The organism is uncultured Treponema sp. (assembly GCF_946187725.1).
GTDB lineage: Bacteria > Spirochaetota > Spirochaetia > Treponematales > Treponemataceae > Treponema_D.
In genome coordinates this window covers 12,507-39,085 of the sequence record NZ_CAMHSK010000018.1, presented here as the reverse complement: position 1 = coordinate 39,085, position 26,579 = coordinate 12,507, and the positions used below count along the sequence as shown (strand labels likewise).

Genomic DNA, 26,579 nt, shown 5'->3' with positions numbered 1-26,579 from the left:
TAGAAAAAACAAGGCTAGTTCAATGATAGGCAAAAATAGCCCGTAGCCCGGAGATTCGCGCATGAAAATTTCGTTGCAGAATCGTGCTAATTCCAGTTAATTTGTACTATTCCGTACACATTTTTTATTAAAAATACTTAATAGATAATTGACTATAATTTCTATAAAAGCTACTATCTTCTTATTATAATCTAATTATTTTTATATTCTAAATGGAGAAATCAATGGCTACAAAGTACGTTTACTTCTTCGGTAACGGCGACGCAGAGGGCGATGAGTCAATGCGTCCAATTCTTGGTGGCAAGGGTGCTAACCTTGCTCAGATGGCTAAGGCTCCTTTGAGCTTGCCTGTTCCACCTGGATTCACAATTTCTATCGACGTTTGTCAGGAATACTACAAATTGGGCAAAAAATACCCTGCAGGTCTTGATAAGGAAGTTGCAGAGTACCTCAACAAGCTCGAAACATCATTCGGCAAAAAACTCGGCGATGAGAATGATCCATTGTTGGTTTCTGTTCGCTCAGGTGCTGCTGAATCTATGCCAGGTATGATGGATACAATCCTCAACCTCGGTCTTAACGATAAATCAGTTGTTGGCCTTGCTAACAAAACAAATAACCCTCGTTTCGCATGGGACGCTTACCGCCGCTTCATCCAGATGTACGGTAATGTTGCTATGGGCGTTGATCACGACAAATTCGAAGAGATCATCGCTGAGGTTAAATCTCACCGTGGTATCAAAGAAGATACTGAGCTCACAACAGAAGAGCTTCAGGAAATCGTTACAAAGTACAAAGCAATGTACAAAAAAGAGAAGGGCGAAGACTTCCCTCAGGATCCACAGGTTCAGATGTGGGGCGCAATCGGCGCTGTATTCGGCTCTTGGATGAACGAGCGTGCTATCATCTACCGCAAGCTCAACAACATCGACGAGAATGTTATCAAAGGAACTGCTGTAACAGTTATGGCAATGGTATTTGGTAACATGGGTGACACATCAGGAACTGGTGTTGCATTCTCTCGCGACCCATCAACTGGTGAGAACCACTTCATGGCTGAGTACCTCATCAACGCTCAGGGTGAAGACGTTGTTGCTGGTATCCGCACCCCAATGGATATCTCTGCTCTTGAGAAGCAGCAGCCAGAAATCTTCAAGGAAATCTCTACAATCCGTGACCGCCTCGAGGCACACTATCACGATATGCAGGACATGGAGTTCACAGTTCAGGAAGGAAAACTCTTCATGCTTCAGTGCCGCAATGGTAAACGAACAGGTCCAGCAGCTGTTAAGATGGCTGTAGACATGGTTGCAGAAGGCATGATCACAAAAGAGCAGGCTCTTCTCCGCGTTAAACCGGATCAGCTTGATCAGCTCTTGCACCCACAGTTTGAGGCTAAAGCTCTCAAATCTGCAAAACCACTTGCATCTGCACTCAACGCTTCTCCAGGAGCTGGTTGTGGTGAAATCGTATTCACTGCTGACGAAGCTGTTGCAGAAGACAAAGCAGGTAAAAAAGTTATCCTCGTTCGCAAAGAGACATCTCCAGACGACATCGCCGGAATGTACGTTGCTCAGGGTATCTTGACTTCAACTGGTGGACGCACTTCACACGCAGCCGTTGTTGCTCGTGGTATGGGTACACCATGTGTTTGTGGTTGTTCAGATGTTGTATTCACAGGAAAAGACACAGTTACAATCGGTGGAAAAGCATTCAAGAAGGGTGACTACATTTCTATCGATGGTTCAACAGGTAAAGTATACGGCGAAGTTATCCCAGTAACTCCAGCTTCAGTTTCTGGCGATCTTGAGACATTCCTCTCTTGGGCAGACGAAGTTCGCAATGCTTCAGTTCGCACAACTCCATCTGGAAAAACTGTTAAGGGATTCGATGTTCTCGCTAACGCAGAGCAGAACGAAGCTCCACAGGCATTCCGCTTCGGTGCAGCTGGTATCGGTCTTTGCCGTACAGAGCACATGTTCTTCGAAGAGCCAAAACTTACATCATTCCAGAAGATGATCATTTCTGACACAACAGAAGAGCGCAAGGCTAACCTCGCAGCAATTCTCCCACTTCAGCAGAAAGACTTCTACGGAATCATCAAAACAATGGAAGGTCGTGCTGTTACAATCCGTCTTCTCGACCCACCACTCAACGAGTTCGTACAGGCTGAGACTCCAGAGCTTGCTTCTGCTCTCGCTAAAAAACTCGGCGTAGCAGTTGAAGTAATCAACAAAAAATACGCAGAGCTCAATGAGCACAACCCAATGCTCGGACATCGTGGTTGCCGTCTCGCTATCACATATCCAGAGATTTACGAGACACAGGTTGAGGCTATCGCTCGTGCTACAGCACAGGCTGAGAAAGAAGGTCTCAAACATGACGTTCGCATCATGATTCCAAACGTAACAACATTCGCTGAGCTCAAACAGATTCGCGCTCAGGCAGAGGCTGTTATCGCTAACGTTAACAAAGAGCTCGGAACATCACTCAAGTTCCAGATTGGTTCTATGATTGAGTTCCCACGCGCTGCTGCTACAGCTAACCAGATTGCTGAGTACGCTGACTTCTTCTCATTCGGTACAAACGACCTTACTCAGACAACATTCGGCTTCAGCCGCGACGACTACTCTAAGTTCATCGATTCTTACTTGGATCAGAAGGTTCTCCTCCAGGATCCATTCAAGACTTTGGACGAAGACGGCGTAGGCGTTATGATTGGCCTCGCAGAAGAGAAGGGACGTGCAGTTAAGGCTGACCTCCACCTCGGTATCTGTGGTGAGCACGGTGGTGACCCAGCTTCTATCGAGCTCTGCTACAAACTCGGCTTGAACTACGTTTCTTGTTCACCGTTCCGCGTACCTGCCGCTCGTTTGGCTGGTGCTCAGGCAGTTATCAAAGCTAACAAATAAATTGCCATGTGGTTTCTAGAAACCCGTTAAGCAATTAAAAATGAAAAGCACTTCTCCATGCGGGAAGTGCTTTTTTTATGCCTATTCAGTGAAATACATTTAAAAAACAAAATCCCGCTCTGACTGAACGGGATTTGTGGAGACGAACGGACTCGAACCGTCCACCCTTTGATTGCGAATCTTTTAGCTAGTCACTTATATAGTATTATACAACACTGTTTAGCATTAGTATATCATTGAAATATAAAGAATTGCAAGAGACTTTTTATTTTTGCTTGTGATTTTAGCGTTATTCCGCTATATGTGACGCTATATAAAATATGCGTTTTATGTGACACTTTTATGTGACACTTTTATTTATGAGACAAAAATAAGGCTCCGCCGAGGATTATTGAAGAAGCGCAAGCCCCGATTGCAATGTCTTTATAAAGCTGGGCTTTCTTCCTCTCGCTCTCCGCCTCGTTCCTTAACTCGCTGGATAATTTCTGTAATTGTAAGAGCTGACTGTTCTGCTCGCTCACGATTTTCGTCAAGTTTCCCGTTTCCTGCTGAATCCGGTTCAACTCGCTTTCCTTTATTTTGAAAACAGTTTCTGACAAGCAGGCCGAGCACGAAAAGAAAAAGAGCAGACAGACACAAGCCGACCTTTTCAAAAAATGATTTGATTTTTTCATTCACTTTTATCTCCTTTTTTTGCTTCCAGATGCTTCTGCACCTCAGAGACGGCAAAGTAGCTGAGAATGACACCGCACAAGGCAAGCGCAATTCCGTAGAAATCGACTTTGTTTTTTATGACGATATAGGAAATTAAAAAGCAGCTCCAATAAGTAAGCTGATTTTTTACGCTGGTAAGTTTTAGCAGCAATCTTTTTTTCAACATGCCTTTACAGTCATTTTTAAAGCTGACTGTAAGTATATGAATTATATTTTCACATTGCGGGGCGAGGTTCCGGCGAAAAAAAACAACCGCCAAACGCTGCCAAATAAAAAGACAATTCCCTCAAAAAACTATCAGAAATGGCACGAAATGGCCCTTTTTTCGCTTATTTTTCAAAGAAAATCGCAAAAATTAGAAAAACCGCTGAATCAGGAACTTCATATAGAAATTACCCTCACTCATGGAGATTTCAGGCGCAGAGACGGTGATAATGCCACAAGTTCTATTCTCGATACGCTCATAGATTCAAACATCATCGAAGACGACACATGGCATTTTTGTCGAAAAATTACAGTTGAAAACCTTTACAAAAAAGATGATCCATCGTGCATCATAAGAATCACAGACTACAAATAAAAATGACTGTAAAAGCATGTGGGAAGCAATCGGAAAAATCTTGACTGACAAAAACTCGTGGCTCGTGCTTTGCTTTGTTTTTGTAGTCATTGTCATTTTCATTCATGAAGTAAGAAATGGCTTTTTTTCTTTCAGTTCAAGCCGCCTGAGAATCGGCAATGGAGAAAAAGAAAGGAACATCATAAGGCAGCAAGTGGAGTGGGCGCATATTTATATAATGTCGCTGGAATCGAAAATCACGCCTGCAACAAATCAATACAATGGGTATTTCACGAAATTCATTCTTGAGAGAGTTTACGATGAAGTTGTGGATTGGGTGACGTTTAATCATTTAAATCTGAATTCCGCATATATCGAAATAAAGCAGGAAAAAATATGTGCCTTGGTATATAGCCTGCATGTAAAGCCTGAATTCCAGACGAAAGAATTTAAACAGCGAATGAACAACTGGACCAGGGAAATAATTGAGGGGTTAGTCAGAATCCGACAAATCTATAAATAGAGAGGTGAAAAAATGAAAAAGCCACAAACACGGGCCTTGATGATTGGAAAATATGGCTGCCTTGCTATGTGCTATCTCTATTGCATGGGAATTATCCCGGAATCTGAGGGGGAGATGATCAAGCACATTTCAACGGCAATGGATAAAGGACTGCTCGATGAAGAGTGCACCGTCCTTAATGCTTCGGCTTTGCTCCACTTCTTCACGGGGAAAAAGTGGCATGTCGAAAAAAAAGAAATCAAGGACATCAGCAGGATTAAAGAACCCACGCCCGTGAGGTATGTTTATTTCGATGAAAAGGAAAAAGAGCACGGGCACTGGGTTGTAGTGGAAGACGGAAAGATTGTCTTCAACTCAATCGCTGATTCCGTCTGCGTGAAGATTGGAAAACCTGCAAGTGCAAGAATTATCACGCTTTGTAAATAAAATGACTGTAAAAGTATGAAACTATTTGGCTTTGAAATCCGCAAAACTCCGTCAAATACGACGGTTAAAAATGATACAGATTCAATCCCGCTGTCTCATTATGACGGCGGAGATATTTTCTATTTTTCGCCTTACATGACAGTCGGGGAAATGCTCGCAAACACAACGCTTGCGAGCTGTGTTTACATCATTTCTGATGCAGTCGCCTCACTGTCCTTTAATGTCTACAGGAATGTAAACGGCAGCCGGGAGCGTGCCCTTGATTTGTCGCTTTACCGTCTTTTGACCCGCCGCCCGAATCCAGACGACACGCCTTTTATTTTCAAAAAGAAAATACTCCTTCACCTTCTCTTGAAAGGAAACGCTTTTATCTTCGTTGAGCGTGACAGAAACTATAATCCAACTGCACTTTATACGCTTGACCCTTCAAGCGTTGACATCAAAAAAACACCGGAAGGAGAAATCTATTACCTTTACCACACAAGCACCGGCACATATAAATACAACCGTGACACAATCCTTCACATTCCGGCCATCCGTTACAACAGGCTTAAAGGATTTTCGCCGATTGAATATGCCACACATTCAGCAAAGACAGGGCTGGAGCTTGACGAATACACGGCGACCTACTTTGACGGCGGAATACATTCAAAAATGATCCTTACCGTACCCAAAGAAGTGACGAACTGGACCAAGGAAAACAGTGATGAGCTTGCAGAACGGTTCTTAAAAAGCTACGGCGGCAAGGAAAACGCAAACAAGCCGGTTATTTTAAATAAAGGCCTTACGGCACAACCGCTCCAGCTGGGGGGGAATACTGACAGCCAGCTTGTGGAGTTAAGGGCTTTTTCTGAGAAGGAAATCGCAAAAATCTACAGGGTTCCTCTGTTCATGCTGGGCAAAGACTCCGCGAAGTTCACGAACATGGAGCAGTTCAATACTTTCTTCCTGCAGCACACCCTTACGCCTTGGCTTGTCCTTCTGAATCAGTATTTTTCTCAGCTTATCCCTTCCTGGATGCAGGATGACTGCTATGCAGAATTTGATCCGAACACAATTCTTCGTGCTGATGCAAACACCCGCTTCAACAATTACATCAAGGGCCTTACAAACGGCATTTACACGCTCAACCAGATTTATGCGATGGAGAATTTGCCGAGGGTTGATGAGCCTTTCGCAGAAAAGCATTATATGCAGGTCAACATGGCACCGATTGACGGAAACGGCACGAGCTCAGATTCAGACAATCCCGACAATCAGGAGCCAAAAGAAGGAAATCCCGATGAAAACAATGATTTTTCTAATCCTAAACAAGAAGAATAATATGGAAGAAAAATCATAATATTTTATTGGGCTGAAAAAATAAAAATGACTGTATTCTTAGGAGAAAAGAAAAATGGATGAAGAACTTGAAAAAATCTCAAAGAAACTTCTTCAGGGGCGGCAGTATCGCTCAATGAAACTTGAGTGTCGTGAAATGGGGACGCCTGACAGTGAGGAAAGAATCGTCGAAGGATATGCGGCAACATTCAACGAGCCTTATATCCTCTGGGAAGAAGATTCTTATATTTTCAAAGAGCAGATTGATTCAAGGGCTTTTGACAAGTGCGATCTTTCTGACGTCATTTTCCAGTACAACCATGTCGGGCGGGTTTATGCCCGAATCTCAAACAAGACTCTCGAAGTAAGGCCAGACGGGCACGGCCTTTTCATCAAAGCCAACCTTGGCGGCACTGGTGAAGGACGTTCGCTTTTTGAGGAAATCAAAGGCGGCTACACGACAAAAATGAGCTTCGGTTTTGTCGTGCGCGGGGAGCGGATGGAATCAATCAAAGACGAAGCAACAGGAAAAAGAATCTATATCCGTACAATCACGGATTTTGAGAAGGTTTACGATGTTTCTGCCGTTTCGTCACCTGCAAACGACGGCACGGAAATCTCAGCCCGAAGCTGGTGCGAGGGAGTTATCGCAGGGCTTGAAGCGGAGCGACTTAAAGCTGAGGAAACCGAAAAACGCCGTAAACTTGAATCGGATGAGCGTGAGCGTGAGCTTGCGCTGCTTGAATTTGAATCTAACTGAAGGATTGAAAAATGAACAAAAAAGAACAGCGTGCAAAACTTGTAGCTGAGCTCCGTGCAATGCACGAGCTTGCACAAAAAGAAAACCGCGCTTTTTCTGATGAAGAGTCAAAGATTTTTGCCGACAAAGAGGCAGAAGTCCGAAAGCTCTCTCTTGAAATTGCCGCAGAAGAGCGTGAGGCAATGCTCAACGGTTTTTCAACTGAACTGCCAAAAGACGAGGGCGAAACCCGCGGTGAAATCTCCGAAAAGATGAAGGAATTCCGCGCTTACCTTAAAGGCGAGAAGCGTGACATTTCGGTCGGTTCCGGCGGCGGCGCACTTTCCCCACAGGAATATGTCGCCGAAATCATCAAGAGCGTAGAGGATGAATCTCCACTCTACAGCCTTGTCCGTAAGTTCCCTCTCACTGAGGCAAAATCTCTCGGAGCACCGTATGAGTCAGCAGATGCAAGTGATGCTTCCTGGACCGCAGAAGTCCCTGCAAGTGACATTTCCGCTGATGCAACCCTCGCATATTCGTTGCGTGAGCTCTCACCAAACACTCTCGTCAAGCTGATCAAGATTTCTGACAAACTCGTCAAGGTCTCAGCCCTCCCGATTGAGAGAATTGTCCGTGAGAAAATCACTGAGAAACTCATTGCCGCTTTTGAAAACGGAATTACAGTCGGCACAGGCTCAGGCCAGCCGCTCGGTGTTTTCACGGCTTCGGCAAACGGTGTGCCAACTACCCGCGACGTCACAACAGCAGGCGCAGCACTTACAGCTGACGACCTCATCAAGACAAAGATGAGCTTGAAACCTGCTTATCGTCGCCGTGCCCGCTGGGTAATGTCAACGACAATCCTCACCGACTGTCTCTTGCTCAAAGACAAAGACGACCAGTATATCTGGCGGCCAGGTCTTACAGAGGGCGAGCCGGACCGTCTGCTCGGTCTCCCGGTTATCGAATCGGCTTACGCTCCTTCTGTAAAAACATCAGGAAGCTACATTGCTGTTCTCGGTGATTTCAGCTATTACTGGTGGGCTTATGTCGAAGGGCTTGAAGTTAAAAACCTTTATGAGCTTTTCGCTCTTAAAAATCAGGTCGGCTTCAAGGGCATCGCATACGCTGACGGTGCGCCGGTTCTCGCGGAAGCATTCGCACGAATCAAAGTCGGAACTGGTGAGTAACTAAAAAAAGGCAGAGTGCCACATGCTGACACTCTGCCTTGATACAGGAGAATATAATGCCAACTAAACAGAATTTAAAAGGAACAGGAGAAGCCGTTTCTTCTTCTGAAACTCCAGGCAAAAAAAGGGTAAAAATTAAAAATCTTATTTGCCGCCCGGAAGGCACATTCCTTGCGGGAAGTGTTTACGAGCTTAATGCTAAACTTGCAGACCTTCTCATCAAAAACGGCAACGCAGAAGAGAGTAAATAATGGCATATATCACACCCGAAGACTTGAAAAAATTCTCTGACAAATTTCCTTCTGATGAATCGCTTTTGCAGAATTATTGTGACTCTGCTGAAAAAATCATTGAGGATTATCTAGGCTACAGCCCGGAATCACAGAATTATGAGACTTCGACGCGTGGTGTTAACTCCCACTTTTTCCCGCTTGAGGCAAAGCCAGTCACGGAGATTACCTCAGTCACACAGGATGGGGAAACAGTGGATCTCTCACAAATCCGTGTGATAAAAAACACAAATTACATTGCATTCGACGATGATTCTAAATTCCTTGACGGCGTAAAATACACCGTCAATTATACGGCGGGTTTCAGCACTGTTCCCGCTCCGATTGTTACGGCAGCCTTGCAGATTGCGTCTTTACTTTGGGAAAGTGCAGGCGGTAATGTTTCCGTCACGAGCACGAGCTATCTTGATTCGGCAAGCCGGACATTCCAGTCTTTCAAGCCTGACCGTTTCCTAGAGCCGAACATAGGCAAATACAAACTTGCAAAGGTTGATTACTGATGGCAAAGACAGGGCAATTTCTTTCCGTTGAGCTCGACATCAGCAGGGCACAGGCCGCCCTTTCGGGCACTTCAAAAAGCCTTGTGACAATCTCGCGCCAAACGCTCGGAATAATCGGGCGCGGCACCGTTGACGTCGTAAAAAAAGAAATCAGGGCAACGACAAAACGGCGAAGCGGAGAGCTTTTGCGCTCTTACCGCTACAAAGTCAAGAAAGACGGCTCGGAAATGAATGTCTTCCCAAAAGGAATAAAGGGAGAAAATATTTTTCCCAAAGTCATGGCATTAAGCTACGGCACGGAAAACGGACGGCTCCGTCCTCGCGGGTTCGTGCAAAAGGGTAACAACTACATTGAGGGCTCTGAATACGAAGCCAGCATTGACAGGATGATTGACAGGGAACTCGCCAAATATTGGAGCTAAAAAAATGACTATTTACCTTACAAGGGGAGTTAGATTTTTTTTTTGGGAGGGGTGTGTAATGATTGACCTTATACATGGCGACTGCCTAGAGCTTATGAAGAATATACCGGACAAGTCCGTGGATATGGTATTATGCGATTTGCCCTATGGAATGGTTGATTGCGAGTGGGATACTGAGCTTCCTATGGATTGTCTTTGGAAATTATATCACCGCGTATGCAAAGACAATGCCGCTATCTTACTTTTTGCGATACAGCCGTTTGCGACAGATTTAATTAACTCTAACCGAAAAGAATTTCGCTATGACATTATTTGGGAAAAAACAATGAAGTGCGGATTTTTCAATGCCAATAAAATGCCATTGAGAAGCCATGAAGAAATACTTGTCTTTTATAAAAGACTTCCGACTTACAATCCTCAGAAACGCAAACTTTCAGAGGAGTATATAAAAACGTACATGGTGAATATTGGGCAAATACGTAAAAACTCAAAATCAAAGACATTCGGTGGTAGCGTTTATCAAGGCACAAAATGCGAAAAATGGGAGTATGTAGAAAAAGGAGAACGCTTTCCGACTTCTATAATAAAGTTTTCAAACTGGAATGGAGCTTTGTTCGGGAACACAACAAAAACAACCAAACACCCAACACAGAAACCCGTGCCGTTGCTGGAATATCTCATAAAGACCTACACGAACGAGGGCGAAACGGTGCTTGACAACACGATGGGAAGCGGAAGCACTGGCGTTGCCTGTGTCAACACGGGAAGGAACTTCATCGGGATTGAGAAAGATAACTACTATTTTTGTGTTGCGAAAGAACGCATAGAACAGGCAGAAAAAGGAAAAATTATTTATTCCAGAACATCAGCTGGACTTATGGCAGCAAACAAAACCGCGTTCCTATAAACAGTTTGAATTTAATTTTGGATAATCCGCACAAAAATGACTGTAAGGATATGGAAGCAATTTTCAATTACATAAAGCAATTCATTCTTTCGACCGTGAACGGCTATCTTCCGGAATATGCAGATGAAAATACGCCGATGAACGCAATCGAAGAAAAAAACATCGTTTTCGGGGCGGTGGATTTGTCCCGCTACACTGACAAGATTGTCTGTGCAATCGTTCCCGACAGCGAGGATGATGAAGAAGCGGAAATAGGAGCAGACAAAGAAAACTCCGATTTCACCGTTTCTTTTTTATGTCGAGGTTATGCCCAGGATGTACTTGTCCGCCAGATGTGCAGGTATGGCGCGGCATTTCGCCGGGCAGTGCTTGATGATGTGTCTTTGAATGGGACGGTCGAACGGGCAGAAATCGGACGGCGCAATTTCTTTACCGATGCAGGAACGGTTGAGAAGCAAATGACCGCCGTGGAAATCTCGCTGACAGTCATAACCGAAGACGAAATCGAACTTTAATTAAGGAGTAAAAAATGCCAGAACAGCAGCCAACAACGCTTATCAAAAAGCATCTTATCCGGCCGTTCCTCAACGACGGCACGCCAGCCGTGCCAGCGTGGGTTCAGATCAAGAAGGCGACAGAAAATACTGTCAACATGAATCCTCAGACGGAGGACCGGGACTATATTGCAGACGAACAGCCGACAACCGAGCTTATTTCATACAAGATGAATGTCGCTTATGGCGTTACAACCTACAAGGGACAGCCCGATTTTGAGCTTTTCTACAAGCTCTACAAAAACCGCTATGTCGGTTCAGACGCTCAGAAAGAATTGCTTCTGGCCTATCTTTTTGACAAGGTGCAGGTCGGCGATACCGTAAAGTATTTTGCCCAGAAATGGAATTCGACTATCGTCGTCAACGACTTCAACACAACCGGCACCGTCATTGATGTCACAGTCAACGCAAACGGCACTCCGACAGAAGGTTACATCACCATCGAAAACGGCGAAGTGACTTTCACGCCACACGAGGGCGGCCTTCCGACTTTCAGCCTTTTGGCATCTGAGCCAGACGATTGGGCAACAAATTACACGGACTATTACACCAAGGACGGCGATGTGTATACCGCCGTTACAGGTACGGAAGCTCCGACTTTTGCCGCTGACACTTACTACAGGGCGGACTAAGAGTGCTTGACCTTGCAAAAGCAAATGCCCCGGAAGCCGTAACGGTTGACGGGGTGTTTTATCCAATCAAAACAGATTTCAGATTTTGGCTCATGTTTTCCCGTCTGCTTGCTTCGCAGGAATCCTGCTTTGCTGATTTTGATTTTCTTTATCAGAATCAATGGCAGATTCCGAAAGACAGAAAAGCGGGTTTTGATGCCCTGCTTGATTTCTTCATCAATAAAAAAGAGCTTCCCCGCATCCTTGAGGAAAACGACAATAAAAATGTGCTTGATTATGAGCTGGACGCGGAATTGATTTATGCTGCATTTTACGAGCAGTACAAAATCGACTTGCTTGATGAAAAGACACGCCTGCACTGGTGGAAGTTCAAGGCCCTTCTTTCGGGGCTTCACGGCACGAAACTGAATGAGATAATGGCTTTCCGATGCTTTGACGAAAACGACAAAACGGAATGGAAGCAGGCGCAGATTATGAACAGGAAACGCTGGGAGCTTCCCGAAAAAGTCACAGCCGAAGAAAAAAAAGCGGCTGATGAATTTGACCGCCTTTTAGAAAAGAAGGGCTAAAGCATTTCCAGAGGCACGACAAAATCCTCATCTTCCTGCTCGTCTGGAAGATTTTTTGCGCCCTTCTGAGCCACAGAAAAAAGGACGATAAAAAGCAAGAATAAAACAATGCCTATCATGCCTACAGTGTAAGCCTAAAATGACTGTATTGTAAAGGAATTTATAAATGGCAAAAGATAAGCATGTAACAATGAAATTCAAGGCTGACACAAAGGAAGCCGAGAGCGGAATCTCAAAAGTAACATCTTCCTTAAACAAGCTGGCAAAAGACGTAGAGAAAAATCCAATAACAAAACTCAGCAAATCCGTCACAATGTTGGGCGGTGCTTTTCATGTAGCCACAGGAATAATCAATATGGTTTCCGGGGCCATTTCAGATGTTACGGAAGCATCCAGAGTCCAAATCACGGCCGAAAAACAGCTGGAGGCCGCCGCAAAAAACAATCCTTATCTTTCAGAATATTCAGTACAGCAGCTTAAGGCGTATGCAGGCGAATTGCAGTCAATCTCAACCGTAGGCGATGAGGAACTTCTGCCGATGATGGCACAGCTGGCCGCCGCCGGAAGGACTCAAAGCGAGATCCAGGACATTATGACAACGGCTTTGAACATGTCTGCGACAGAGGCAATCTCGCTTGATACGGCAGTAGAACAGCTCAACGCTACATATTCTGGAAGCGCAGGAAGACTCAGCCAGATGAGTGGTGCCGTAAAAGCTCTAACGGCTGATGAGCTTAAAAACGGTGCTGCCGTCAAAATCCTTAAGGAACAATATTCAGGAATTGCTCAAAGTGTCGCAGAATCTACAGGCGGCTGGCAGCAGTTCAAGAACACATTCGGAGACTTAAAAGAGGTTATCGGATCCGCTTTTATGAGCCTGCAAAATTCCGCCGGCAAAGTGCTAAATAACTTTTTCGGAACTGTAATCGAAAAATTACAGAGCGAAGGAAAAAAAGCCGAAGAATTCAAAAAGAAACTCAACATCACAGCCACCCTCAAAGATGAAAAGGCAAGTGTCGCAGACTTGGAGGGCGTGGTAAATCAATTGACAGAAGATTTGGAAGAAATGCAGAGAGTTCAAAAAGCTGCAAATTCTGACCAGAGCAAATGGACAAAAGACCTTAAAGAAGAATGGAAAGAGTCAAACTCTGCATATAAAACACACCTGGCAGAATTGCGAAATGTTGAGAGTCAGCTAAGAATCAATAAGGAAGCACTGGAATCTCAGCGGCAGGCAGAGCTGCTCAACAGTTCAGGAATAGAAGAAACGACTCAAATTTACAGTAAATACGCAGATTCGATTGCGGATGCAACAGCCGAATATAACGAAGCAAAGTTTACCGCTGATGAATACGCTAATTCTGAAATAAAGAATGTCAGCGAAATTGAAAAAAAATATAAAAACGCAAACTCAGAATTCTTGAAACTTAATTCGGCTTTTCAAAACGGCTGGAACGGCTCTTCTAACAGGCTTCAAAGAGACATCGATTCAGTCACAAAACAGTTACAATCAGCCCAAGCTCAACTTGAAGAAGCAAAGAAAAAAGCCTCTAAAGGCTCTGTTTCTGAAGATGATCAAAAAGCCCTTGAAATCATCACCGAAAACAACGCCGAGCTCCAGAAGAATATCGAGGCCATCAAGCAAAGATATGTTCTTATGCAGGCAGAGGGAAAAGAAGTTGACGAACTTGCGCAAAAACAAGAAATTCTTTCTGCTCAGGAAAATGCGTATCTGAAACTGATAGCCGAAGACACCTCCGTTGTGACGCAAAACAATTCCGTAGCACTTGCCCGGCTCAACGACATCAAAAAAGGCTATGAGGAAATAGCAGAAGCAATCGAAAAGAAAAAGAAGTCGGAGAAAGATCAGGAAGCAATTCAAGAACTCAACAAGCAAACTGACGAGCTGACGGACAAAGCTAAAAAATTTGTAGAAACCATAGATGAGCCAAAACTATCGGAGCAGATTGAAAATCAACTCCAGCGTTTGGAGGAGAACAAGGCTCTGATTGGCGACAACACTGACGCACAGGAGGGATATAACCAGAAAATCAAAGAACTGGAAGAACTTCTCGAGAAAGTCAGGGAGCAGGAAGCAAAAATCGGGCAATCAGGTGGCCAGGAGTGGGCAAAGTCTTTTCAAAGCAAATTGGATACTGCGGCACAATTCGCTGACAAGTATTCCGAGATTATGACTGGAATATCCAATTTGGCGGTAGAAAACGCAAAGAACGAATCGGCCGTAAAAATAGCCGAACTCGACAAGCAGCTTGAAGCCGGCGAGATTTCCGAAGAAGAATATGCCGAAATGAAGGAAAAAATTGAAAAGGAGTCTGCTGAAAAACAGTATAAGGCTCAAATGTGGGAATGGACGGCAAACCTGCTCAATATGCAGGCTCAGACGGCTCTTGCAATAGTCAGGGCGCTCGCGGAAGGCGGACCATTTGCGGGGCCTGCTCTTGCCGCCATGATGGGAATCCTCGGCGGGGTACAGCTTGCTACGGCCATAGCAAGCAAGCCGAAACCTCCGGCTTTTGCAAGTGGCGGTGTGGTAGGAGGCATGAACGGTGCTTCTATGGGAGATGATAACATTTATATCCATGCACGCAGGGGCGAAATGATTTTGAACGCAAAACAGCAGAAGTCTTTGTTCAATCAGCTAAATAATGGGGCGATGCAAAAGACATCTGTCAACATGAATGTAAAAGTCATAAACAACGCAGCAAATGCAGTTCGGGCAAAGTCAAACCTTACCGCTGAAGGACTGATTTTGACGATTGATAAAATCGTCAACACTTCCATGCAGCAGGGGAAATACAATGACTCAATGGATTACGCACAATTCAAAACGCAGGGAGAAGTTTTATTATGACAATCGAAACATGGCCTTCAAATGTAAACTCAAATTTCTTTGCTTTTAGTGAAAAGCCAAAGGACAATACAAAAAAAACTGAATATCTTTCCGGACGCGTCACTTCATACCAGATAAACACCCGCAATGTCATGACTTTCTCTTGCAGTCTGCAAATGTCAAAGGAAGAGCTTTCTTCTTTCTGGACCTGGTACAATGACGAGCTAGGCGGGCTTTCAGGAGTTTTCTCATGCACCGCACTAGGAACGAAAAATTACAGGTTCGCGGAAATTCCAGAGCCACAAGATACGAACCAGCTTTTCAGAGTTCTTTCCATGAACATTGAGGAGGCCTACTAAATGTTCATGTCAGAAGAAGAGATTTTTGACAGGCTTTTTTCCGGCGGTAAATATTCCCTGCCCTATCTTGTCAAGTTTTATCATCCAACAGCGGGCTCAATCCGTCTCGTAAATAATAATGAAGCTGTGGAGCTTGACGGTGAACTTTATGCCCCATCTTCATTCGAGTATACCAGGCCAGACCGCAGCGGCAAAGGCGGCTCACTTAAAATCACCGGTATTGACAACGGACTTATTGAGTTTGTTGAAAACGCTAACTGGCGTTATCGTCTTGATGTCGCGGGTGTAATCGCGGAAGACGGTACAGTTCAGAGGATAAGAAGCTATGTTCATTTTTATGGCTCTGTTTCTTATGGCGATGATATGCAGCTTCAGTTTCAGCTTGGACGCGATGACCGCTTCGACATGCTTTTCTGTCCTTACTTCTATGACACTGATAACAACCCCGCAAATGCCTAAAATGACTGTATAAGCATGGAAACGGATTTTTCTGATATGATTGGCGTTCCTTATAAGGATGGCGGACGCGACTTGAACGGCCTTGACTGTTACGGGGCTGTTATTGTTGCCGCAAAACGCAGAGGAAAAATTTTAAATGATGTATGCTATACAAACCATGCACCAGAACTTGCGGAAGAATACGCTCCTACCCTGAACATTAAGAAAATTGAGAAAGCAGAGCCGGACGCTCTTATTGAGATGGTAAGCGGGAATGAGCTTCATGTTGGCCTATGCCTTGATGATACAACCTTTCTTCATGCAACAAGGAAGCAGGGTGTTAGAATATCACGGATTGGCTCTATACCAATAAAAAATTATTACAGGATTGTATAAAATGGGACTCCTTCATATTTATAACAGCTTTTCAAATAAACACAAAACTCTGATTAAATCGGGAAAACTTAACGACATCCTGCCGGATTTTAATTTTAAACATGCCGTTATAATCAAGGAAGGAAAAAAAATAGCTCCTGACTACAATGTGCAAGAAGATGATGTCATTTATATTCGCATCCTGCCTGCTGGAAATTCCGGTCTCAGTGCAAAAGACATAATTCTTGGAATTCTTACCTATGGCATTTATACAGGAATTAAATCTTACAGGCTCTCAAAAGAAGCTGAGCGAAAATCTAAAGAAGCGGAAAAAAACGCTAAAAACCTTTCTCAGAAGGTGACACAATTCCCATTTATTAAAGGTGCCGGAAATGTCAGTGCATTAGGCAATACGATTCAATACTTGATGGGCAACTGCTACAATACGCCTTATAAACTGAATGAAGGTTTCTACACAATCGGCGGAACAGACGGAGAAAAACAGTATTATAACTTGATTCTTTCCGCAGGCTGGGGGCCGCAGCTTATCCAGTCTCTTTCTATCGGTAATGAAAAAATTAAGGATTTTAGCGATACGGAACCGCAGGAAACGGTTACGGCTTTTGACACTTCTTCTCTTTACTATGATAGTGAAAATATTATTGAAATAGCACAGGAGCACGACTTTCAGACGAATTTTTTTCGTCAAAAAGTTATAGGTGAATACTATGGAGATGAAATAAAGCATGACAGCGGAAGTGAAGCCGAACCGCTCATAAAGCAGTGCGCAGAAAATACAATGAAGGTTGAAGTCTGCATACAGTTTAACGGTCTCCGAAAGTTCACGGACAATTCTTGGAAATCAAAAAGCATTGAGATAATACCAGAATGGAGTAATGACGGCGGCACGACATGGGAGGCATTTACTTTTGACCGTGGCAGCAACACTTTTACTTACAATTCAGATCATACGCTCAGATTTACAGCAACAAAATCTTTCTCTTATGCAGAATGTTACGGAAAGACTCTCTCTATAAGACTGACAAGAATAACGGCAAAAGAAAGCTCTAATTCTCAGGAAGACGCTTATCTGCTTTATATCAATTCTTATTGCTATGACAATAAGAAAAGTGCTCAGGGGGATCTTGTCCCTTGTGTCCCCCTTGAATCTCCATTCAAGGAAAAAACAACACGAATCGGCGTGCGAATCATAGCGAATGATAATACAAAGGATATTCTTGATCAGATAAATGCAATGTGCTTTGGTATCGCCCGCACCTGGAACAAAGTTCTCAGAGTGTGGAGCGAAACAAAAACAACAACACGCAATATTGCAAGCTGGATTCTTGAAATCCTTGAAAGCAACACGCATCTTCCTTCAAAAATATCTCTTGATGAGATAGACACTTACTCTTTCGGAGCTTTATATGAATATTGTGCGGAAAACTATTTTTATTGCGACGGAATTATCACGCAGGGCATTAAAAAAGAAACATTGCTGTCCAAACTTCTTCTGTTATGCAATGCTGACATTTACATCAACGCTGAAGGAAAATATGCCGTTGCGATTGATAAGAAAGAAACGACTCCTGTTGCGCTACTTAATGCTCAAAGCATAAGAAGTGTATCTGTCTCAAAATCTTTTGAACGCAAGCCCGACGGCATAAAAGTCAGTTTTACAAATAGAAAGAACTGGCTGCAAGATACAATGTATTGTATGCGTGACGGCGGTGAGAAGCATTTGGATGATACTTGTACGGAAACTGCAATCGAATATGCGACAGAAGCAGAGCATGTTTATAAATTCTGTCAAAGGCGGATGAGACAGCAGGAATTACAACCGCGTGAAATTACTGTTAAGGTCGGAAACGAAGGCGATTATTACCCTCTCTATTCAACAGTGCTTTTGCAGCTTGAACAGCTCCGGCAGGGCCTTGCAAGTGCTGTCATTCATTCTGTGAATCGAAATAATGACGGCCAGATAATTTCGCTTGAAGTCAGTGACCTTTTAAATTTTGATTTTGATTTTTCCTATGTTGATGAAAATGGAATGTCTTATGTCGATGAAAATGGACTTCCTTATATATCCAGCCTGCCGCCTGATACGCCTTATGGAATTATCATACAGGCACAGGACGAGACAGGTAGAAGAAATATTGCTGTCCCGGTAACGGGCTCTGGGAAATCTCGCACCCTCATCTTTTTAACGCCACTTTCTTTAGATGAAGGACCTCAAATTCAGCCCGGAAATGTGCTTTCTTTCGGATTCCTGAACGAATACGGGGAATTTGACAGGATCACGAACAAGATGAAGATTACCGGCGTTGCATCAGATTCTGAAGGGTGGACACTCACGCTTAAAGATTATTCAGATGAAATCTATGAGTATGGGGTTATTCCTGAATACAAATCAAACCTTACTTCTCCAGTGACAAAGATTCTTCCGTCTGAAATCATAGGGGATAACGCTTTCAGGGCACGGCAAGCAGCGAGCGAAGCGACTCAATATGCAGATGTTACAGAGGCTCTGGCAAACGCAAGTGCTGCCGTTACCACGGCAAACACCGCAAGTCAGAACGCAAGTGCTGCCGTTACTACGGCAAACACCGCAAGCCAGAACGCAAGTGCTGCCGTTACTACGGCAAACACCGCAAGCCAGAACGCAAGTGCTGCCGTTACTACGGCAAACACCGCAAGTCAGAACGCAAGTGCTGCCGTTACCACGGCAAACACTGCAAGCCAGAACGCAAGTGCTGCCGTTACCACGGCAAACACTGCAAGCCAGAACGCCTCAAATGCTTTATCGCTTATAGCGAATCTTTCAAACGATGGCATAATAAGCGGCGGTATGGAAAAATCTCAGCTTTATGTTCAATGGCGGGAAGCTGTCGCCGATTACCTGAAATATAAGGCAATGGCCTCTTCTTATTATGATTATGCTGACGAAAACGGAAATTCTTATGTCGATGAAAACGGAAATTCTTATGTAACGGTAACTAACCTGAATCCACTGACAACGGCATATACTGCATTAGCTAAAATCCTTAATAATAATGATGAGCCAAGTGCGGCAATCCTTAACGGAACGGCCCGCCCGGCATGGCTTGCAGCAAATGCGATGTCTTCAGATACTAGCATTTCGGATGTATCCGCTTACCAAAATGCCTGGATAGCTTTTTATACGGAAAGGGCTGAATTTTTAAATAATATAACAGTCTCTTCAAAAGACCTTGCAGATGCAGCTCAGAAAGCGGCAAATGAAGCCTTTGATTTAAGTACAATCTCATTAGAGCTTTCCCGCTTTTCGCTTCAATTCTGCATGAACAGCGAGAATTTTACACTCTATAATGAATCACAGACATTTACCGCCGCACTCATGCAAAATGGAGAGGGGCTTGAAGCTGATACCGTTTTCGCATCATCAGATTCGAGTGCTTTTTCTGCTTCGGCGGTTAAAGACGGTTCTGTTATTACCGTCACTGTCACATCACTTTACGGCTCACCGTTTTCATCTGCAAAAATCACCCTCACCACAACTTACAAGGGAGTCATTTTTTCTGCTCAGTGCACACTGACAGCAAATGATGTGGGTAAATATCGCGGAATAGGTTCAAGCGTACCTTCCTCGCCGTCCTTTAACGATTATTTCACATGGACGGGAGCAGATACAGCGTCAACGCTTGTACGGGGCGGCACATTCTATAAATCGCAGGTTTACAGATATGTGGGGACAGTCAACGGAGCATCCTATACCTGGGTTCAGGACAACGGAATTCAGCATAACGCGGACGCGTTAAATGACATCCTTAATATTCTTGATTCAACTCTCGCAAGACAGAACAGCTACGCAACTCAATACATGAATGTGCTTGCAGCAAATAAAATTTTTGCCCGCTCTATAATCGCAAATCAGGGATTTATTGATGAGTTAATGACAAAAAATCTTATTCTGAAATTGAACGGATATATAAAGAGTGAGGGCTATATATGGGATGGAAATATAAAAGGCTTCATGCTCAAGTCTGACGGTGGCATTCAGATTCAGGACGGAGACTTTAAGGGCAGAATAAGTGCCAAAATCTTTCATTTTGATACGACAGCTTTTAGCATTCTGGATGACGGCTGGACAGACTCAGACGGAAATTTTCATTATTTTCAGAATGGCGACATGTGGTTTGTAGGGGCTTAGAATGGCAGATAATTTAAGGACAATATCATTAAAATTTCAGGGGAGCAACGGGCCTATTTATCCGAGAAAAACTTGCTTCCCTCTTTTTAACAGGCAATATCTTACTGTAAAGAATGCTTTTAAGACAGAGTATTTTCCTTTGACAACCATCGAATCTCAAATGATGGGAAATATAAGGTTTCGATTTAATGACAAGGTTTGGGGGCTGTCTAAAACCTTACCAAACCTTGTATTGATAAAGTATGCTTACAGCTACATGATATATGCAATAGAAAACGGACAGCTGGAAATGATTCTTGCTGACACTGCCTATATAAGCAACTGGGGCGAACCTAATATTTTTTATGAATACAAGACAGGTTATTACTTCATTGTAATGAGCAATTCCTATAACAATAAGCGGCGTATAGGCGTTTCCGTTGATGCCGTGAATATTGTCTGGAGTGAAGTTGATGCCAGCTTATGGCTGAGTGGCGACATGATATTTATATATGATGAAGTATATTCTTGTTACAGGGTTTTCTTTGTCAGCCAGTTTTATGATTATGTAAACGGTACGCGTGTTTCGAAAATCCGTTATGGTGCCGCAAAGTTTAGCGTATACGACAATTTAGAAATTCATGATTATACAATTACACTGGCCAACACGGTAATAAATTACCCCTTTTCAGACTATGCAAATATTTCAGGAAGTTTCAAAAGGCGAGTTTCAACGCCTGATTATTCAGCCCTCGGTTATGCCATCATACTCTATGCAGATAACGAAACTATATGGTTTTATGCAACACTAAGCGGGAATGTCTCTTATATAATAAATCCGGATTCAAGATTTGTCATAATGGAACCTAAATTTGATGGAGTGCTGGCTTTTCCAGGCAGAATTAATAGCCGTGAAAACCCGAGATTTGTATATGATCCTTATTCTGATAAAATCATGGGCTGGGACGGACAAAACAACGACATATTATTCATTGAAAATTATGACGGCACAGACAAACAGCCAAATGTAAACGGCGGAAGATCCGGATGGACTGAACGGCAGCCACAACTAACATTTGCCGGTTATGGTGTTCCGGTCTAATATTCTTTCCATGCCCTTACAGTCAGTTTACCCTACACTATCAGCCTGAGCTTTGGCGGCTTTTGACTTAAGAAATGACCCGATCATTGCAAGGACCGCCGCTTTCTCGTGCTCTGCCAGCTCGCGCCAGGAAGAAAGAAGCTCCTGCTCTTCCTCGGAAAGAGAGCCTTCCTGCCCCTCTTCCTCGCCGGTTATGAGCCACTCAAAGCCCACCCCCAGATAGCGGGCAATCTTGAGGCACACATCACCGCCCGGAATCGTGCCGCGTCGCTTCCAAGCTGCGACAGAAGTCGTATCAATACCTAATGCTTCACAAAGCGCAAGCCTTTTCAGCATCTTCTTTTTCAATTCTGAATCAATTCTGTCTGTAAAATCGCTCATATTTTTAATTTCGTAAAAAAAAATGACAAATGTAATTTAAAAGAGTTGACAGAAACGACCAATGTCATTATTATTTAAATATCAAATGACATTCGTCATTTTTTCGCTCTATATACTACGATATAGAGTTGTGTTCTTTCTTGACAGAAAGAACACAAGGGGAGTCCCTGGCTGATTATCCCAAACAGAGAAAATACAAGGCTCTGTACCCGTCAGCCGGGGACATGGGAAGGGAAGCACTAAAAAAAATGGTAGGGGGTGGCTGTTGGAGCAGCCGCCTTCCCGAACGGCTTTCAGCTGGGGGCAACACTCCGTCCCAGCCTTGTACAGAGAGCCGTTCGGGAAGGCAACAAAAAAGCATTGAGCGGAAAATGAGACCCGTCGCAACGGAAGTTTTCAACGGAAGTTAATTTGGAGCTTCGGGAATCACCCTCAACTGCTGGACCTTCAAGACATCGATGTCATGGGCAGGACTGAGGCACATGGCACGAAGTGACGGATTAGCAAATACTGGGCTAAGGAAGCCGAGCCGGTCAGTCCCCGGCGGAGCGACCGAAGCCCATTTTTTTTATATGGAGGAACATCTGAAATGGCAGAAGAGAAAAGCGAGATTTTCGACGAAATCCTCACGACTGCTGAGGCGGCAAAATACCTCAAGCTCTCGGAGCAGGTAGTGCGGAGGCTCGACATCCCGAAGATGCGTAAGGGGCAGATCGTCCGCTACAGGAAGAAAGACCTTGAGGCATGGGTGGAAGCCAGGATGCAGACGGTGCCCGAGGAGAGCCCGGAAGCATGAGGGGCGCGGAATACCTGAGGCTTGCGGCAAGGCTTGAGAGGGAAGCCGCAAGAATCAAATACGGGACGGTCGGCGTAACCGTGCAGATTCACGACGGTGAGGTCTGCAAGATCCGCTGGCAGAGACAGGAATGCGAGGCCTTCGAGGTCGGCAAGGGAAAAGAAAAGAAGAAGGAATAGATTTTTCAGCCCTGCAAAGGAGGGGAACAGATGAAAAAAAAGGATGCTAAAAAGTTTTCAATCAGGAAGAACAGGCGCGGCTACTGGGAAAAGGGCGGCGGATGTGAGAGCGAGCTTCTTGTCGCAACAATCTGCCTGGGCTGTACGGTTATTCTAATCGGCATACAAATCATCATGTCTGTCTTTGCAGGAGCCTAGTATGGAGTCCATGACACTTACAAAGGCGGTCTTATGGGCTAGGGGCTGAATTCTATGCCAACCAGCTGAGGAACAAGGCCGCCGAGATTTTTCCAGAGGCGGCTCGCAAATACGAGAATTCAATACTGATGGTGCTCAGAAGGCACCGCAGGGAATATTACCACTATGCAAACAGGTCGGGGAAACTCGTCAAGGTGGGAGAATGAGCGCAGGCTATACATACAACGACCTTATGGAAATTTTGGGCGTATCCCGCACGGCGATAGAGAAAAGGGTTCTCCGGCTGGGCATAAGGGGAACAAGGGACGGCCGCCTCAAATATTTCACGGCCGAAGAACTGGAAGAGCTTAAAAAGCCACATAAGAGAAAAACAGGCTCGGCAAAAAACAAGAAGAATCTAATCTACTACAGGTTTTCAGTTTTTGAGCCCGCATACAATCTCTTCATCGTGAAGAAATGCTCGCTGACCAGAAAGGAAGCGGAAAGGCTTTGCGAGGAGTACACAATGAAGGGATTCATTGCCAGAAGCTCACCGTGCCGTAAGAAACTAAAGCCCGGAAGGAAAACATGACCTTGAAAGATGCGCTTGAAGCATACTTGAAAGAAGAGGCTGAGAAAGACCCGGCATTTGCCGGGAAGTTCAGGGCCGAGAAGCTGCCTGGATGCGTGAGCTATGTGACGGCTCGGGCAAGGAAACACCTTCAGGGCAGGAACGGAGCGATTGAGGGAGAGCTTATCATGGGCTGGGCTGAGGAATATTTTACGGGGCAGAAAAAAGAGCCCCATGTTAAAACATGGGCAGAGGCGAAGGCTGAGATTGAAGCCAAAAGAAAACCGAAGCCGAAGCCGATTCCGGGTCCGACTGATGATATTGATAACGGGCAACTGCTTTTTGACTTTATGGAGGAAAAATGAACGCCAATGAAATTACTGTAGTTGAGAACAAAGAGAACGGGCTTTTAGCCCAGGACTTCACGAAACTTGCGGGGGAATACCTTGTGAGCATGGGAAACAAGCTCCCCGACAATCAGCGGACGCAGTTTCTTGAAATCTGCAAGGCTTTCTGCCTCAATCCGTTCAAGCGTGAGATTTACGCGATTCCATACGGCAATGACTTCAACATCATTGTCGGATTCGAGGTTTACCTCAAGCGAGCCGAGCGGAGCGGCAAACTCTCCGGCTGGAAGGTATGGACCGAGGGAGAAGGCGGCGACATCAAGGCTGTCATTGAGATTCACCGTAAGGATTTTGACTTTCCTTTCGTCCATGAGGTTTATCTTTCTGAGTACAGCACGGGCAAGTCAATGTGGGCAAAGTCGCCTAAAACAATGATAAAGAAAGTCGCCATGTCGCAGGGATTCCGCCTTTGCTTCCCGGACGAGCTGAGCGGCATTCCGTACACTCAGGAAGAAATCACGGAAGACCTTTCCGACGAGACCCTTGGATCCGCCAATATTCCGGAAACACACGCCCCAGAAATGACAGCGCCTATTTTTTCAGCAAACACAATTCAGGAGGAAAAATAAATGAGCTGGATCACAAATGCACAGTATGTGCCCGCAACGAAAAGCTGCGAGTGTCAGGACGGAACATACGACATCATGATTTGTGATGTCAAATATGAGCAGTATCAGGGAAAGAATGTGCTCGCCGTGTTCTTTAGTGTAAATGCGCCGACTTGGAACAAGATTCCGTACCGCCACACTATTTTTGAGGGTGAAAACTTCGATTACGGCTATTCACGCCTCTGTGACTGTTTCGGCGTAAACATTCAGGACACAATCGGCGGCAATTTCAATCCGTTCGTCAACAAGGTCGGAAAGGCTGAATTCAGCCATACAAAAACAAAGAAAGTTGTCAACGGCTATGATCAGAGCGGAAAGCCGATTGAGGAATGGAAAACCGAAAAAAGCCAGTATGTAAACGCAAAACTAATTGAAAAGGCGCAACCACAGGAAGCGAAACCCGCTCCAGTTCAACAGCCCGCACCGCCTATGTCTCAGGCTGACGCAAACGGAATGTCTCAGGCTTTTGGAACGCCGAACACGGCCGGAATGCCTACATTCTAAAAAAAACACTTTGCCCTGTAAATGCTGGAATATTTTACGGGGCAAAATCTGAATAAAAAAAAGGACTTGTTAAACGATGACCGATTCTTTTGTTACATACCGCTCTTTTCACGAAGCTCTGAAAGATTTACCGCTTGAACAGTACGGCAAAATTATGTTTGCAATTAACGAATACGCACTCAACCAGAACGAAATTGAATTGAGCGGGGTTGAAAAAATCGTGTTTACGCTTATCAAGCCTCAGCTCGATGCAAACCTTAAACGGCAGGAAAACGGCAAATATGGCAGTTTAGGCGGACGGCCGAAGAAAGAAAACAAAAACCCTATGGGTTTAGAAACTAAAAACCCTATGGGTTTTGAAGTTTCCGAAAACGAAAACCCTAATGTAAATGTAAATTTAAATGCTAATGAGAATTTAAATTTAAATGATGATGGTGATGGTGAATTTAAAGACTGCGAGATTTCTGAAAAAAACGAAAATTCTTGCGATGAGCCGAAAAATCAACCGTCGCCACCTTCCCCGCTGTCGAAAATGAGTGATTCTCAGAAAGATTACTCACGCATTGTCTTTGAGAAATTCAAAAATGCAGGTCTTCCATGTCAGAAAGGTGACTTTTTCCGCTTCCAGTCGTGTGATTTCCGTCTGGCGATTCAAAAACTAAAAGGGGTTCCGTCGCAGAATGTGATTTCTGCCGTTGACAACTACATCGCGGAACTTAAAAACGCGGATTCTTACATCGACAAGGAATTCAGCTTTGATACTTTCGTTTCCTCAAAAACTTTCTCGAACTGTCTTCCGGCAAATTACCGCCCGAACAACTTCAAGAAGTTCAGCAAGGAGATTCCGAAAGGTGCGGAAACTGAAAAACCTCGGCTTTTTAAGTGCGATAAATGCGGACGGATAGCCGCTTCCTGGTCTGAAAAGCTGATGAAGTGGCATTGCTCGGAATGTGGCGCAACATTTGATTAGGGGGACTGAATGGAGTTCATAAACAACACGGAAAAGCCCAAAAGCGCGAAAGATGTACTTCTTGCCGGTTACAGGCGCACGAATGTGCTTGCTGAAAAAGTCGTTTTCAGAAAACCGCTTTCAGGTGCAACACGCTATGCTTTCTGCCCTTATTGCCGGGAAAGGGTAAAGAGAGGCGGCGGAAACTGGCAGGCGGAATTAAAGCCGCTCCACATGGTGAAAGTCGAGCTACTTTGCGATGCCGTAGAAATGGCGGAAGTCATTTGGGAATGGCGTTATGAGTGCACCGTCTGCAAAAGCATCAACGGGCGGAACAGAGTGCTCACAGAGGATGATTTTATCAAGGCCTATGCAGAACCGCCAAAAGAGCCGGTGGCAAAGACATTTAAGAAAACTCCCGATGTGGTGGAGCGATTTCTTGGCATGAGGTGAA

33 protein-coding genes are annotated in these 26,579 nt (G+C 44.5%); 29 read left to right on the top strand and 4 right to left on the bottom strand.

Annotation, left to right across the window (positions count from 1 at the left end):
• Positions 1–224 precede the first annotated feature (224 nt).
• Positions 225–2,912, top strand: coding sequence for a pyruvate, phosphate dikinase (gene ppdK, locus Q0Q74_RS08370; RefSeq protein WP_294429919.1), 2,688 nt, complete (start codon positions 225–227; stop codon positions 2,910–2,912).
• Positions 2,913–3,335: 423 nt separating this feature from the next.
• Here the strand turns inward: ppdK and Q0Q74_RS08365 are convergent, their stop codons facing one another.
• Together Q0Q74_RS08365 and Q0Q74_RS08360 are read right to left on the bottom strand one after the other, a co-directional pair.
• Positions 3,336–3,590, bottom strand: coding sequence for a hypothetical protein (locus Q0Q74_RS08365; RefSeq protein WP_184661694.1), 255 nt, complete (start codon positions 3,588–3,590; stop codon positions 3,336–3,338).
• Positions 3,583–3,792 carry a hypothetical protein gene (locus Q0Q74_RS08360; RefSeq protein ID WP_184661692.1) on the bottom strand — a complete coding sequence of 70 codons (210 nt, stop codon included), beginning with the start codon at positions 3,790–3,792 and terminating at the stop codon, positions 3,583–3,585. The genes Q0Q74_RS08365 and Q0Q74_RS08360 overlap by 8 nt, the downstream gene beginning before the upstream one ends.
• A 36-nt stretch (positions 3,793–3,828) precedes the next feature.
• Between Q0Q74_RS08360 and Q0Q74_RS08355 the strand changes: the two genes are divergently transcribed.
• The 13 genes from Q0Q74_RS08355 to Q0Q74_RS08295 all read left to right on the top strand — a co-directional run bounded on the left by Q0Q74_RS08355 (position 3,829) and on the right by Q0Q74_RS08295 (position 12,260).
• Positions 3,829–4,206 (top strand): RusA family crossover junction endodeoxyribonuclease, encoded by a 378-nt coding sequence (locus Q0Q74_RS08355; protein WP_294429918.1) that lies wholly within the window; start codon positions 3,829–3,831, stop codon positions 4,204–4,206.
• 16 nt (positions 4,207–4,222) lie between these two features.
• A complete protein-coding gene (locus Q0Q74_RS08350; protein WP_294429917.1) occupies positions 4,223–4,708 on the top strand; it encodes a hypothetical protein in 486 nt (161 codons plus the stop codon).
• 12 nt (positions 4,709–4,720) lie between these two features.
• Entirely contained in the window at positions 4,721–5,134 is a 414-nt protein-coding gene (locus Q0Q74_RS08345) for a hypothetical protein (RefSeq protein ID WP_294429916.1), read from the top strand.
• A 15-nt stretch (positions 5,135–5,149) separates the two neighbouring features.
• Complete coding sequence (locus Q0Q74_RS08340; protein WP_294429915.1) at positions 5,150–6,457, top strand: phage portal protein; 1,308 nt, start codon at positions 5,150–5,152, stop codon at positions 6,455–6,457.
• A 73-nt stretch (positions 6,458–6,530) separates the two neighbouring features.
• Positions 6,531–7,214: an HK97 family phage prohead protease gene (locus Q0Q74_RS08335; RefSeq protein ID WP_294429914.1), complete on the top strand. Its 684-nt coding sequence runs from the start codon at positions 6,531–6,533 to the stop codon at positions 7,212–7,214.
• Between the two features lie 11 nt (positions 7,215–7,225).
• Positions 7,226–8,386 (top strand): phage major capsid protein, encoded by a 1,161-nt coding sequence (locus Q0Q74_RS08330; RefSeq protein ID WP_294429913.1) that lies wholly within the window; start codon positions 7,226–7,228, stop codon positions 8,384–8,386.
• 56 nt (positions 8,387–8,442) lie between these two features.
• A complete protein-coding gene (locus Q0Q74_RS08325; protein ID WP_294429912.1) occupies positions 8,443–8,637 on the top strand; it encodes a hypothetical protein in 195 nt (64 codons plus the stop codon).
• Positions 8,637–9,176 (top strand): hypothetical protein, encoded by a 540-nt coding sequence (locus tag Q0Q74_RS08320; protein WP_294429911.1) that lies wholly within the window; start codon positions 8,637–8,639, stop codon positions 9,174–9,176. Before Q0Q74_RS08325 ends, Q0Q74_RS08320 begins: the two co-directional genes overlap by 1 nt.
• Positions 9,176–9,598: a hypothetical protein gene (locus tag Q0Q74_RS08315; protein WP_294429910.1), complete on the top strand. Its 423-nt coding sequence runs from the start codon at positions 9,176–9,178 to the stop codon at positions 9,596–9,598. The genes Q0Q74_RS08320 and Q0Q74_RS08315 overlap by 1 nt, the downstream gene beginning before the upstream one ends.
• 58 nt (positions 9,599–9,656) lie before the next feature.
• A complete protein-coding gene (locus Q0Q74_RS08310) occupies positions 9,657–10,505 on the top strand; it encodes a site-specific DNA-methyltransferase (protein ID WP_294429909.1) in 849 nt (282 codons plus the stop codon).
• 5 nt (positions 10,506–10,510) lie between these two features.
• Complete coding sequence (locus Q0Q74_RS08305) at positions 10,511–11,020, top strand: hypothetical protein (RefSeq protein WP_294429908.1); 510 nt, start codon at positions 10,511–10,513, stop codon at positions 11,018–11,020.
• 14 nt (positions 11,021–11,034) lie between these two features.
• Positions 11,035–11,691, top strand: a complete 657-nt coding sequence (locus Q0Q74_RS08300; protein ID WP_294429907.1) for a hypothetical protein — start codon at positions 11,035–11,037, stop codon at positions 11,689–11,691.
• 2 nt (positions 11,692–11,693) lie between these two features.
• A complete protein-coding gene (locus Q0Q74_RS08295) occupies positions 11,694–12,260 on the top strand; it encodes a Gp15 family bacteriophage protein (protein WP_294429906.1) in 567 nt (188 codons plus the stop codon).
• Here Q0Q74_RS08295 and Q0Q74_RS08290 read toward each other — a convergent pair.
• A complete protein-coding gene (locus Q0Q74_RS08290; protein ID WP_294429905.1) occupies positions 12,257–12,379 on the bottom strand; it encodes a hypothetical protein in 123 nt (40 codons plus the stop codon). The two genes, Q0Q74_RS08295 and Q0Q74_RS08290, sit on opposite strands and share 4 nt — an antisense overlap.
• Before the next feature lie 47 nt (positions 12,380–12,426).
• Between Q0Q74_RS08290 and Q0Q74_RS08285 the strand changes: the two genes are divergently transcribed.
• Genes Q0Q74_RS08285 through Q0Q74_RS08260 form a run of 6 tightly spaced genes read left to right on the top strand, consistent with a single transcriptional unit; the run spans position 12,427 to position 21,553 of the window.
• A complete protein-coding gene (locus Q0Q74_RS08285) occupies positions 12,427–15,132 on the top strand; it encodes a hypothetical protein (RefSeq protein ID WP_294429904.1) in 2,706 nt (901 codons plus the stop codon).
• A complete protein-coding gene (locus Q0Q74_RS08280; protein ID WP_294429903.1) occupies positions 15,129–15,470 on the top strand; it encodes a hypothetical protein in 342 nt (113 codons plus the stop codon). Before Q0Q74_RS08285 ends, Q0Q74_RS08280 begins: the two co-directional genes overlap by 4 nt.
• On the top strand, positions 15,471–15,929 hold the full coding sequence (locus tag Q0Q74_RS08275; protein WP_294429902.1) for a hypothetical protein: 459 nt from the start codon (positions 15,471–15,473) through the stop codon (positions 15,927–15,929).
• A 15-nt stretch (positions 15,930–15,944) separates the two neighbouring features.
• Positions 15,945–16,304, top strand: a complete 360-nt coding sequence (locus Q0Q74_RS08270; RefSeq protein ID WP_294429901.1) for an NlpC/P60 family protein — start codon at positions 15,945–15,947, stop codon at positions 16,302–16,304.
• A gap of 1 nt (position 16,305) precedes the next feature.
• On the top strand, positions 16,306–20,472 hold the full coding sequence (locus tag Q0Q74_RS08265) for a hypothetical protein (RefSeq protein WP_294429900.1): 4,167 nt from the start codon (positions 16,306–16,308) through the stop codon (positions 20,470–20,472).
• A gap of 1 nt (position 20,473) precedes the next feature.
• Positions 20,474–21,553 (top strand): hypothetical protein, encoded by a 1,080-nt coding sequence (locus tag Q0Q74_RS08260; RefSeq protein WP_294429899.1) that lies wholly within the window; start codon positions 20,474–20,476, stop codon positions 21,551–21,553.
• A gap of 27 nt (positions 21,554–21,580) precedes the next feature.
• Here Q0Q74_RS08260 and Q0Q74_RS08255 read toward each other — a convergent pair whose 3' ends face one another.
• Entirely contained in the window at positions 21,581–21,934 is a 354-nt protein-coding gene (locus Q0Q74_RS08255) for a helix-turn-helix domain-containing protein (RefSeq protein WP_294429898.1), read from the bottom strand.
• 589 nt (positions 21,935–22,523) lie between these two features.
• Between Q0Q74_RS08255 and Q0Q74_RS08250 the strand changes: the two genes are divergently transcribed.
• From Q0Q74_RS08250 to Q0Q74_RS08210, 9 genes are all read left to right on the top strand, one after another.
• Entirely contained in the window at positions 22,524–22,730 is a 207-nt protein-coding gene (locus Q0Q74_RS08250) for a helix-turn-helix domain-containing protein (protein WP_294429897.1), read from the top strand.
• Entirely contained in the window at positions 22,727–22,909 is a 183-nt protein-coding gene (locus tag Q0Q74_RS08245; protein WP_294429896.1) for a hypothetical protein, read from the top strand. The genes Q0Q74_RS08250 and Q0Q74_RS08245 overlap by 4 nt, the downstream gene beginning before the upstream one ends.
• A gap of 30 nt (positions 22,910–22,939) precedes the next feature.
• Positions 22,940–23,107, top strand: coding sequence for a hypothetical protein (locus Q0Q74_RS08240; protein WP_294429895.1), 168 nt, complete (start codon positions 22,940–22,942; stop codon positions 23,105–23,107).
• Between the two features lie 202 nt (positions 23,108–23,309).
• Positions 23,310–23,678: a hypothetical protein gene (locus tag Q0Q74_RS08235; RefSeq protein ID WP_294429894.1), complete on the top strand. Its 369-nt coding sequence runs from the start codon at positions 23,310–23,312 to the stop codon at positions 23,676–23,678.
• Positions 23,675–24,022 carry a Cas9 inhibitor AcrIIA9 family protein gene (locus Q0Q74_RS08230; RefSeq protein WP_294429893.1) on the top strand — a complete coding sequence of 116 codons (348 nt, stop codon included), beginning with the start codon at positions 23,675–23,677 and terminating at the stop codon, positions 24,020–24,022. The genes Q0Q74_RS08235 and Q0Q74_RS08230 overlap by 4 nt, the downstream gene beginning before the upstream one ends.
• Positions 24,019–24,633 carry a recombinase RecT gene (locus Q0Q74_RS08225; protein WP_294429892.1) on the top strand — a complete coding sequence of 205 codons (615 nt, stop codon included), beginning with the start codon at positions 24,019–24,021 and terminating at the stop codon, positions 24,631–24,633. Before Q0Q74_RS08230 ends, Q0Q74_RS08225 begins: the two co-directional genes overlap by 4 nt.
• The gene (locus tag Q0Q74_RS08220; protein ID WP_294429891.1) at positions 24,634–25,176 is read left to right on the top strand and encodes a hypothetical protein; all 543 of its coding nucleotides are present in this window, start codon (positions 24,634–24,636) and stop codon (positions 25,174–25,176) included.
• Between the two features lie 76 nt (positions 25,177–25,252).
• Complete coding sequence (locus Q0Q74_RS08215; protein ID WP_294429890.1) at positions 25,253–26,146, top strand: DUF6291 domain-containing protein; 894 nt, start codon at positions 25,253–25,255, stop codon at positions 26,144–26,146.
• A 9-nt stretch (positions 26,147–26,155) separates the two neighbouring features.
• On the top strand, positions 26,156–26,578 hold the full coding sequence (locus Q0Q74_RS08210) for a hypothetical protein (RefSeq protein ID WP_294429889.1): 423 nt from the start codon (positions 26,156–26,158) through the stop codon (positions 26,576–26,578).
• Position 26,579: the final 1 nt, after the last annotated feature.

What these genes read in the sequence shown, in the direction of transcription:
- ppdK (WP_294429919.1), top strand. Translation starts at nt 225, where the DNA reads ATGGCTACAAAGTACGTTTACTTCTTCGGTAACGGCGACGCAGAGGGC.
- Q0Q74_RS08360 (WP_184661692.1), bottom strand. Translation starts at nt 3,792, where the DNA reads ATGTTGAAAAAAAGATTGCTGCTAAAACTTACCAGCGTAAAAAATCAG.
- Q0Q74_RS08355 (WP_294429918.1), top strand. Translation starts at nt 3,829, where the DNA reads ATGAATTATATTTTCACATTGCGGGGCGAGGTTCCGGCGAAAAAAAAC.
- Q0Q74_RS08350 (WP_294429917.1), top strand. Translation starts at nt 4,223, where the DNA reads ATGTGGGAAGCAATCGGAAAAATCTTGACTGACAAAAACTCGTGGCTC.
- Q0Q74_RS08345 (WP_294429916.1), top strand. Translation starts at nt 4,721, where the DNA reads ATGAAAAAGCCACAAACACGGGCCTTGATGATTGGAAAATATGGCTGC.
- Q0Q74_RS08340 (WP_294429915.1), top strand. Translation starts at nt 5,150, where the DNA reads ATGAAACTATTTGGCTTTGAAATCCGCAAAACTCCGTCAAATACGACG.
- Q0Q74_RS08335 (WP_294429914.1), top strand. Translation starts at nt 6,531, where the DNA reads ATGGATGAAGAACTTGAAAAAATCTCAAAGAAACTTCTTCAGGGGCGG.
- Q0Q74_RS08330 (WP_294429913.1), top strand. Translation starts at nt 7,226, where the DNA reads ATGAACAAAAAAGAACAGCGTGCAAAACTTGTAGCTGAGCTCCGTGCA.
- Q0Q74_RS08325 (WP_294429912.1), top strand. Translation starts at nt 8,443, where the DNA reads ATGCCAACTAAACAGAATTTAAAAGGAACAGGAGAAGCCGTTTCTTCT.
- Q0Q74_RS08320 (WP_294429911.1), top strand. Translation starts at nt 8,637, where the DNA reads ATGGCATATATCACACCCGAAGACTTGAAAAAATTCTCTGACAAATTT.
- Q0Q74_RS08315 (WP_294429910.1), top strand. Translation starts at nt 9,176, where the DNA reads ATGGCAAAGACAGGGCAATTTCTTTCCGTTGAGCTCGACATCAGCAGG.
- Q0Q74_RS08310 (WP_294429909.1), top strand. Translation starts at nt 9,657, where the DNA reads ATGATTGACCTTATACATGGCGACTGCCTAGAGCTTATGAAGAATATA.
- Q0Q74_RS08300 (WP_294429907.1), top strand. Translation starts at nt 11,035, where the DNA reads ATGCCAGAACAGCAGCCAACAACGCTTATCAAAAAGCATCTTATCCGG.
- Q0Q74_RS08290 (WP_294429905.1), bottom strand. Translation starts at nt 12,379, where the DNA reads ATGATAGGCATTGTTTTATTCTTGCTTTTTATCGTCCTTTTTTCTGTG.
- Q0Q74_RS08285 (WP_294429904.1), top strand. Translation starts at nt 12,427, where the DNA reads ATGGCAAAAGATAAGCATGTAACAATGAAATTCAAGGCTGACACAAAG.
- Q0Q74_RS08280 (WP_294429903.1), top strand. Translation starts at nt 15,129, where the DNA reads ATGACAATCGAAACATGGCCTTCAAATGTAAACTCAAATTTCTTTGCT.
- Q0Q74_RS08275 (WP_294429902.1), top strand. Translation starts at nt 15,471, where the DNA reads ATGTTCATGTCAGAAGAAGAGATTTTTGACAGGCTTTTTTCCGGCGGT.
- Q0Q74_RS08270 (WP_294429901.1), top strand. Translation starts at nt 15,945, where the DNA reads ATGGAAACGGATTTTTCTGATATGATTGGCGTTCCTTATAAGGATGGC.
- Q0Q74_RS08265 (WP_294429900.1), top strand. Translation starts at nt 16,306, where the DNA reads ATGGGACTCCTTCATATTTATAACAGCTTTTCAAATAAACACAAAACT.
- Q0Q74_RS08260 (WP_294429899.1), top strand. Translation starts at nt 20,474, where the DNA reads ATGGCAGATAATTTAAGGACAATATCATTAAAATTTCAGGGGAGCAAC.
- Q0Q74_RS08255 (WP_294429898.1), bottom strand. Translation starts at nt 21,934, where the DNA reads ATGAGCGATTTTACAGACAGAATTGATTCAGAATTGAAAAAGAAGATG.
- Q0Q74_RS08250 (WP_294429897.1), top strand. Translation starts at nt 22,524, where the DNA reads ATGGCAGAAGAGAAAAGCGAGATTTTCGACGAAATCCTCACGACTGCT.
- Q0Q74_RS08245 (WP_294429896.1), top strand. Translation starts at nt 22,727, where the DNA reads ATGAGGGGCGCGGAATACCTGAGGCTTGCGGCAAGGCTTGAGAGGGAA.
- Q0Q74_RS08240 (WP_294429895.1), top strand. Translation starts at nt 22,940, where the DNA reads ATGAAAAAAAAGGATGCTAAAAAGTTTTCAATCAGGAAGAACAGGCGC.
- Q0Q74_RS08235 (WP_294429894.1), top strand. Translation starts at nt 23,310, where the DNA reads ATGAGCGCAGGCTATACATACAACGACCTTATGGAAATTTTGGGCGTA.
- Q0Q74_RS08230 (WP_294429893.1), top strand. Translation starts at nt 23,675, where the DNA reads ATGACCTTGAAAGATGCGCTTGAAGCATACTTGAAAGAAGAGGCTGAG.
- Q0Q74_RS08225 (WP_294429892.1), top strand. Translation starts at nt 24,019, where the DNA reads ATGAACGCCAATGAAATTACTGTAGTTGAGAACAAAGAGAACGGGCTT.
- Q0Q74_RS08220 (WP_294429891.1), top strand. Translation starts at nt 24,634, where the DNA reads ATGAGCTGGATCACAAATGCACAGTATGTGCCCGCAACGAAAAGCTGC.
- Q0Q74_RS08215 (WP_294429890.1), top strand. Translation starts at nt 25,253, where the DNA reads ATGACCGATTCTTTTGTTACATACCGCTCTTTTCACGAAGCTCTGAAA.
- Q0Q74_RS08210 (WP_294429889.1), top strand. Translation starts at nt 26,156, where the DNA reads ATGGAGTTCATAAACAACACGGAAAAGCCCAAAAGCGCGAAAGATGTA.